This is a genomic window from Dyella sp. (genome assembly GCF_035508675.1).
GTDB lineage: Bacteria > Pseudomonadota > Gammaproteobacteria > Xanthomonadales > Rhodanobacteraceae > Dyella_B.
The window spans coordinates 1-7,022 of record NZ_DATJMN010000175.1 but is presented as its reverse complement, the minus strand read 5'-3'; the positions used below and the strand labels follow the sequence as shown (position 1 = coordinate 7,022).

Here is a 7,022-nt window from a genome sequence, read left to right as displayed (position 1 = left end):
GACAACTTAAAGAGCGCGTCGGCAACCCCGTTCGCGCACGACAGACCTTCAAATCCAGCCCTTTAGACAAAGGACGGAATGACAAAAGCCGGATCTGTGGCGCACGTTCCTGCCTCGCCCCTATACATTAATCGAAACCCAAGTCGATATCACCGAGCCCTTTGGCCCATCGAACGCCGCGATTATTGGCGGGCGCGCTGATGCATTCCACGGCCGGGAGCCGCCCGTTCCAAATAAGCGCAGAACATGTCGCCGATCGCCGTCGCGAGCGCATCGACCTCCGCGATGGATCGGTTCTGGCTGGAGACCGCCTTGCCTACCGAGGACATGACGGTGCCGATCAAGTCCGCCGCGAATGCGCGTTGCGACGCCGGCGCCCCTGGTAGCGCGTCCTTGATGAAGTCCTGCATGAGCTGGCGGCCTTCTTCGGCATGGCTGCGTGCTTCAGGTTCTTCTTGGTAAAGCGGCGCGGCGTCTTCCAAGGCGCCGCGGAATATGGCCTCTTCGCATTCGGAGCGGAAGAATGTCTGCACCGCGGCCTTGAGCCGCGCGGGCGGCGGCACGCTTGCATCGCCAAGGATGCGCCCGAGCCGATCCATGGTTTGATCCCATTCTTCGGCTTGCAGCCGAAACAGGATGGCCTCCTTGTTTGGAAAGTATTGATACAGCGATCCCACGCTGATGCCAGCAGTTTCTGCAACGCGGGCTGCAGTGAAGCGATGTGCGCCGTCACGCACCAGAACGCGACTGGCGGCCTCGAGAATCGCGGCGACAAGCTGCTCGGAGCGCACTTGTCGCGGCTGTTTTCTCGCTGAAATGACGGGCTTCTTGCTTCTGGCCATCTAGGCTCCAGGAACGCGAATAGTAAACGCGAATATTTATTCATATTCTAGTTTCGCGACAAGTCGCTGCAAACACGAAGGCAAACATCCTATGACGACCACCACACCAACACAGTCGGCACAGAAGACTGCGCTGCTCATCGGCGCTTCGCGCGGGCTCGGCTACGCCATGGCCGAGGAGTTGCTGAAACGGGCCTGGCATGTGATGGGCACGGTTCGTGGCTCAGCACAGACACCGCTGCATGCGCTGGCACAGCGCCACCCTGGACGCGTCGACATCGAGCATGTTGATATCACGATGCCGGATCACATCGCCGCGCTTCGTTCCCGCCTCGACGGCAGGACCTTCGACCTGCTGTTCGTCAATGCAGGCGTGACCAACAACCAGAGTGAGACGATCGGCGAAGTTTCGACCGAAGAATTCACCCGCGTCATGGTGACCAATGCGCTGAGCCCGATGCGGGTGCTGGAAGCGCTTTATGACCGCGTTGCCGACGGCGGCACCATCGGCGTGATGTCCTCCGGCCAAGGCAGTGTCGCCAACAATACCAATGGCATGCGGGAAGTGTACCGAGGGAGCAAGGCCGCGCTGAACATGTTCATGCGCAGTTTCGCGGCGCGCCACGGCGCAGATCGGCACCCCATGGTCCTGATGGCGCCGGGTTGGGTTCGCACCGATATGGGCGGCTCGGACGCGCCGTTGACCATCGAAGACAGCATCCCGAACGTGGTCAACACACTGCTTGCGGTGCACGGCAATCCGGGCTTGCAGTACCTTGATTACCTGGGCCGGACAGTACCATGGTAGGCCGCGTTCGCGTGCTGCGACCTGTTTGCATGCATTGCGGTCCAAAGTAAGCGATATTGCGGCCCACTCCCACTCACCGAGATCCCTTGCCCTGGCGAATCAGCGTATAGGCTGGGATGAAATCCCAGCGTTCTCGCGGCTTCCTATGCCGGGATTTCATCCCAGCCTACCCGCTATCTCGCCAAGGCCGCGCGCGCCTCTTGCATGAAACGCCTTGATTCGTCGGGGGTGGAAAGATTGGAGCCGATTTGCTGCAGCACCTGGTCCAGGTCGCCCGAGCCGGCAAAGGCTTCGTCGCAGATCAAGGTGGCGATGGGGCCAAGATAGGTCAGCGCCACTTTTTCGACGATCTCGCGGCGTGCGGCGGCATCGGTAATGGGCGCAGGGGCAGGTGCGGCGGCTGGCGCAACGCGCGGCCGCATGGCTGCATCGTTTTCGAAGCCACCGAGCAGCCATTGCAAGGCGGCTTCGCCCAGCGGTGTCCTGGCGGTGGAGGTATCCACCTTGCCGGGCTGAAACCGGGCGCGGGCGGCTGCTACGTTCGATAGCTGCTTCACGGCTTCGTCGCTGCGGTAACGGCTGAACGTGACCTCGTCCACGTGGCCGTTGCGCAACAGAATCATCGACGAATGATTGCTTTCCGTGGCAATGAAGAAATGGCCGGACATTTTCTTCTGCACGAGCTTTTGCAGCTCGCGCAGCACTTCGATCAATGGCCGAAATTCGCTAACCATGTTCGTTTCCCGCGTGCAGCTCAGCGCTTGCCAAGTCGTTCCATAGCCAATCGGACACTGTTGGAAAGGCGTGCAATGGCCTTGGCCAAGGTGCCGATCTCATCCTTGAGTTTCACTTCTTCGATGACGTTGTTCATCTTGCCCATGCTCAGGGCGTCCGCCACTTCGGTCAGGCGCTTGATCGGCCGCAGCACGCGGCTCTGAATCAATACATATTGCAAGCCCAGCAACAGCAAGCACATAAACAGGCCGATCAGGCTGATCCAGATCGTTTGCCGAATGATAGCGCTATTGATGTCGCTGTTCGGATACGCCGCTACCAAGGTAAAGCCCCAATCGGGAACGTCGCGCTTTTGCACCGTCCAGTCGGAGGGTTGTTCCTGGATGATCTTGTTGATGAAGGCCGGGTCGGCGGCCGCGCCGACGTCGGTGTGGAAACGGAGCTTGCCCTTGCTGTCGAGCATGGCAATAAAGCCGGAATCCAGCACGCGGCTGTTGCTGATGACTTTGCTGAGCGCGTCCAGGTCCGTCTTGTAACCCACGTACCAGATGCCGATCGGCTTGGGATCGTTGCCATCGTAGATGGGCTCGTAACCCGTCACATAAGGCGACCCGAGAATGTCCACCACGCCGTAGAAAGCCAGCCCCTTGCGAATCTCGACGATGACCTGCCCGTGGGGATCGAGGATGGTGCCCACGGCGCGCTCGCCGTTGTCTTTCTTGACGTTGGTGGACACGCGCACAAAATCGTTGCCGGATGCCGAAAAGAGCGTGGCGGTGCCACCCATGATGGCCGTCACACTGTCGACGATCTGGAACTGGTTGCCCTGCGGCTTGCCGCCAAACAGCAAATCATTGACCTGGCGGCCGGCCACGGTAATGGGCTGTCCCACGCCGGGCGTACCCTGCTCATCGGTATCCTGGCGAAGCAGGCGCATGGAGCTGCGTACGCGATCGAGCATGATCGAATGCGTGACGCTGAAAATACTGAGCAAGCCCCGGCTCTGGTTCTCGATGGCGTTTTGCGCTTCGACGCGCACGCGATTGGCCTCGGTCCAGGCCAACGCAACGACCGTCGCGATGACTGCCGCCAGGCCCAATGCCAACACGGGCAGCAACAGGCGAGCCCGCAATGAATCTTTAAACATCCCACTCCCCCTGAAATGACGTCCGGCATCACCGGACGGCTAGATGCCAGATGGGTCTCGCAACCCAGGGCATCGAAAATGATGTGTTTGCGTGCGCGCGTTCCGGCGTTGTTCCCAACCGCCGCAGGCTGGGATGAAATCCCAGCTTTACCTGCACGCGATGCTGGGATTGCATCCCATCTACGGGCTCTTCCTCCCTATCGGCCATGGGAAGAACGCCTGAAGCTTTTTGCCCCATACAAAGGATGTTGGAACGGAATGGATGTGAGGATATCAGAGGGGGACAAAGACAAGTTATTTCAGGACAGTTACATGTGAGACGCAGCTAACAGGCGCACAACGCGTCAGTCCTTACGCATCGGGCGTTTGGATCGCCCCATGGGCCGCCATTATTACTCCGGGCGTAATTGCTGCGATTCCTGAAACAACCAATGATGCCTCCCAACCGGTGCAGGACGCCGGCCCCTACATCCCCACTGCGAGGCCAATATCATGAACCCGTTCCCCGTCCACACCATCCATTCCGCACCCGCAGCCGCCCGCCCTTCGCTGGAAGCTTTGCAAAGCGCTTTCGGCATGATTCCGAATATCGCCGGCGCCATGGCCACCTCCCCCGTGCTGATCGATTGCCTGGTCGGCCTGTTTGGAAAAGTCCACGGCGGCAGCTTTACAGAGCGCCAGATCCAGGTCGTCCTGCTCACGGATGCGGTCGCCAATGCGAGTGGCTGGGCCGTCGCGTTCCACAGTGCGCTCGCTTTGCAGCAAGGTATCGACAAGGCCGACGTCGACGCCATCCGTGCGGGCCGCCTGCCGGGCGATCCGGCGCTTGCGGCGTTGTCCAGCCTGGCACGCACGTTGATCGAAAAGCGTGGGCACCTTACCCAGCAAGATGCGGACCGCTTTTTGGAAGCCGGCTTCGATCGCCCTCATCTGCTGGAAGTGATCGCCATTGTCGCTGCGTCAACCATCACGAACTACACTGCCACCATCGCAAACCCGCCATTGGAAGACGCATTCGCGCCTTACGCCTGGGCGCATCATTGAACCTCGGCGCCATGGCCGCTGCACCCCTGCAAACCGCTGCGGGTGCAATTCGACCACTGTCCAAGATAGACATCCGATCGCACTGAGCACTCGCCACCCCATGAGCACGCGTAAGCACGCCCGCCTTTCATCCCAGCTCGAACTGGGGCGATTGCTGCGTCATTGGCGGGACGTTCGTGGCAAAAGCCAGATGGCGCTATCGCTCGATACCGGCATATCGCAGCGGCACCTGAGTTTTATCGAAAGCGGACGAAGCGCGCCAAGCCGGCAAACGCTGCTCTACATCGCCGAGGCACTGGACGTGCCATTTCGCGATCGCAACGAATGGCTGATGGCAGGCGGCTTTGCGCCGTCTTATAAAGAAAACAGATGGAACGCCGAAGAAATGAGCAGCGTGGCGCATGCCCTCGATCGCATGCTTCGCCAGCACGAACCCTTCCCCGCCATCGTGATGGACCGCTATTGGAACATCGTCATGAGGAACGGGGCCGCGCCCCGCTTCTTCAACCGCTTCATTGATCTCGACGCACGCCCGGAACCGCGCAATATGCTGCATCTCATGTTCGACCCGGCGGGTATGCGTCCGTTTATCGTCAACTGGAAGGACGCCTCAAAAGCGCTGATCCAGCGAATTCAACGCGAAGCGGTCGGTCATACGATGGATGCGCGCACCCAGGAACTCATCGCCTCCCTGCTCGCCTATCCAGACCACGACCCCGGCTTCCCCAGCCAGCAAACCGACGACCCAAGCCCGACGTTGCCCATGGTTCCGCTCAGTTTCGAAAAGGACGGCCAAGTGCTGCGCTATTTTTCGATGGTGACTACCGTCGGCACGCCACAAGCGATTGCCACGCAAGAGCTACGCATCGAGTCGATGTTTCCCGCCGACGACGCGACCGAAGCGGCGCACCATCGGCTGATGGAGCAGACTGGGAACATGGCCAAGGTTGCACCTGGCAAGCGCCCCAACCCTAGCCTGGGATGAAACCCCAGCATCAGCCAATGCAAGAAAAACTGGGATTTCATCCCAGCCTGTGCACCACCGGTTCATCGCCCCCGGTCATCCGGCCGCAGCTTCAACACCGCCATCTTTTCCGATACTTCCTGTTCCCCACCCGGCAGGCAGCCCCACATCACCACGTGGTCGAACACGATCAGCGTTTTTCCGGGCGATAAACGGACAACCTGCCGGCTCGCGATGTTCAGCATCAGTCGATATCGGCGGAATCTCGGATCGCCCTGGGGCTCGTCCGGAAAATCTTTCAACAGGATGTGCGGTTGCTCGTCGGCCAGCACCAAGGCCGGCTCCTGATAGTAATCGATGGACACGCCGGCGGTAAATGTCAGGGACTCGGCCGCCCCCTCGATATGAAATCGCGGCGCCAGGTTGTTCAGCGGAATCAACAGGCTGTTCGCCAGGCTGCGCCGGTGTTCGACCCGCTCGCCGGAAAAGTAGATGTAGGAGGGGTTAAGTCCGTCCTGCTGCTCGGCCACGTTCAAGGCGATGAGCACGATGTCCTTTCCTTGCCGGTAGTAGGCGCCGGGCTGCGCCTGCTCCGGCATGCATGCATGGCTGAGTTCGTCGACGGAAACCGGGTTGAACTTCATGGCCGCATCATAAGGTAAGCGCGCTCACTCGATAACCGGCCACTCGTAGCGGGCAATGGTTCTTCTGGCCTGCGCTGGCAGCGAAGCATGCTGCTTGCGCAAACGCTTGGCGGCTTCCATGGCGGCGTCGGCCTTGTTCAGAAGTGCCTGGGCGTTGGTGCAACCGGGTTCGGCGACGGTGGCACCCACGCTCGCGCCGTCATAGTCGATCAACGCCGCATCCAGCTTGAAACGTCCTCGCGTGGCGCTTTCCAAACGCTGCGCCAGCGCGGCGGCGGCCTGGTTCGCGCGTGCACGTTGCTCCACCGCCAGTACCACGAATTCATCGCTGCCGATGCGCGCCGCCATGTCGCCCTCGCGCAGCATGCGTTGCAAGCGCTTGGCCACGGTCTGCAGGAATTGATCGCCGGCCTCGTGGCCATGCCGGTCGTTGATCGGCTTGAAGTCGTCCAGACTGATAAAGGCCACGATCAGCGCGCGGTCATCGGCAGCATCGGCCAGGCGCCGCTGCATGTCATCCAGCAAGGCGCGCCGGTTGGGCAATTGCGTGATGGTATCGGTCAACGCCATCGCCGCCAGCGAACGGTTGGCCTGCTGCAGCGCTGCCGACATCCGTTCCCGGTCGACCTGCTGGCTGATCAATTGGGCAAACAGCGCCAGCACGTGGGCCGCCGTTTCGGCAAGCGGCTTGCGCTCGTTGCTGGCCGCGCAGAGGGTGCCGAACAGCTCGCCACCCTTGTCGCGGACCGGCGCGTTGGCATAGGTGACGATGCCCAGCGATCCGGCCACTTCGCAGTCGGCCCAATGGCGCCTGGCATCGTCGGTATAGAACTTGCCC

General features: G+C 60.8%; 8 protein-coding genes. 3 read left to right on the top strand and 5 right to left on the bottom strand.

Annotated elements, in window-relative coordinates; translation table 11 throughout:
• Nucleotides 1-182: 182 nt before the first annotated feature.
• Nucleotides 183-842, bottom strand: a complete 660-nt coding sequence (locus VMA74_RS09520) for a TetR family transcriptional regulator (protein WP_325366421.1) — start codon at nt 840-842, stop codon at nt 183-185.
• A 91-nt stretch (nt 843-933) separates the two neighbouring features.
• On the opposite strand from VMA74_RS09520, the gene VMA74_RS09515 reads away from it, so the two are divergent.
• Nucleotides 934-1,650, top strand: coding sequence for an SDR family NAD(P)-dependent oxidoreductase (locus VMA74_RS09515; protein WP_325366419.1), 717 nt, complete (start codon nt 934-936; stop codon nt 1,648-1,650).
• A 173-nt stretch (nt 1,651-1,823) separates the two neighbouring features.
• Here the strand turns inward: VMA74_RS09515 and VMA74_RS09510 are convergent, their stop codons facing one another.
• Nucleotides 1,824-2,384, bottom strand: a complete 561-nt coding sequence (locus VMA74_RS09510; protein ID WP_325366417.1) for a hypothetical protein — start codon at nt 2,382-2,384, stop codon at nt 1,824-1,826.
• Nucleotides 2,385-2,404: 20 nt separating this feature from the next.
• The gene (locus tag VMA74_RS09505) at nt 2,405-3,532 is read right to left on the bottom strand and encodes a Cache 3/Cache 2 fusion domain-containing protein (protein ID WP_325366415.1); all 1,128 of its coding nucleotides are present in this window, start codon (nt 3,530-3,532) and stop codon (nt 2,405-2,407) included.
• Between the two features lie 492 nt (nt 3,533-4,024).
• On the opposite strand from VMA74_RS09505, the gene VMA74_RS09500 reads away from it, so the two are divergent.
• Together VMA74_RS09500 and VMA74_RS09495 are read left to right on the top strand one after the other, a co-directional pair.
• The gene (locus VMA74_RS09500; protein WP_325366413.1) at nt 4,025-4,576 is read left to right on the top strand and encodes a hypothetical protein; all 552 of its coding nucleotides are present in this window, start codon (nt 4,025-4,027) and stop codon (nt 4,574-4,576) included.
• Between the two features lie 100 nt (nt 4,577-4,676).
• Nucleotides 4,677-5,561, top strand: coding sequence for a helix-turn-helix transcriptional regulator (locus VMA74_RS09495; protein WP_325366423.1), 885 nt, complete (start codon nt 4,677-4,679; stop codon nt 5,559-5,561).
• 62 nt (nt 5,562-5,623) lie between these two features.
• Here the strand turns inward: VMA74_RS09495 and VMA74_RS09490 are convergent, their stop codons facing one another.
• Entirely contained in the window at nt 5,624-6,184 is a 561-nt protein-coding gene (locus tag VMA74_RS09490; protein WP_325366412.1) for a hypothetical protein, read from the bottom strand.
• A gap of 24 nt (nt 6,185-6,208) precedes the next feature.
• The coding region (locus VMA74_RS09485; RefSeq protein WP_325366410.1) for a GGDEF domain-containing protein at nt 6,209-7,022 on the bottom strand (814 nt) is incomplete at its 5' end.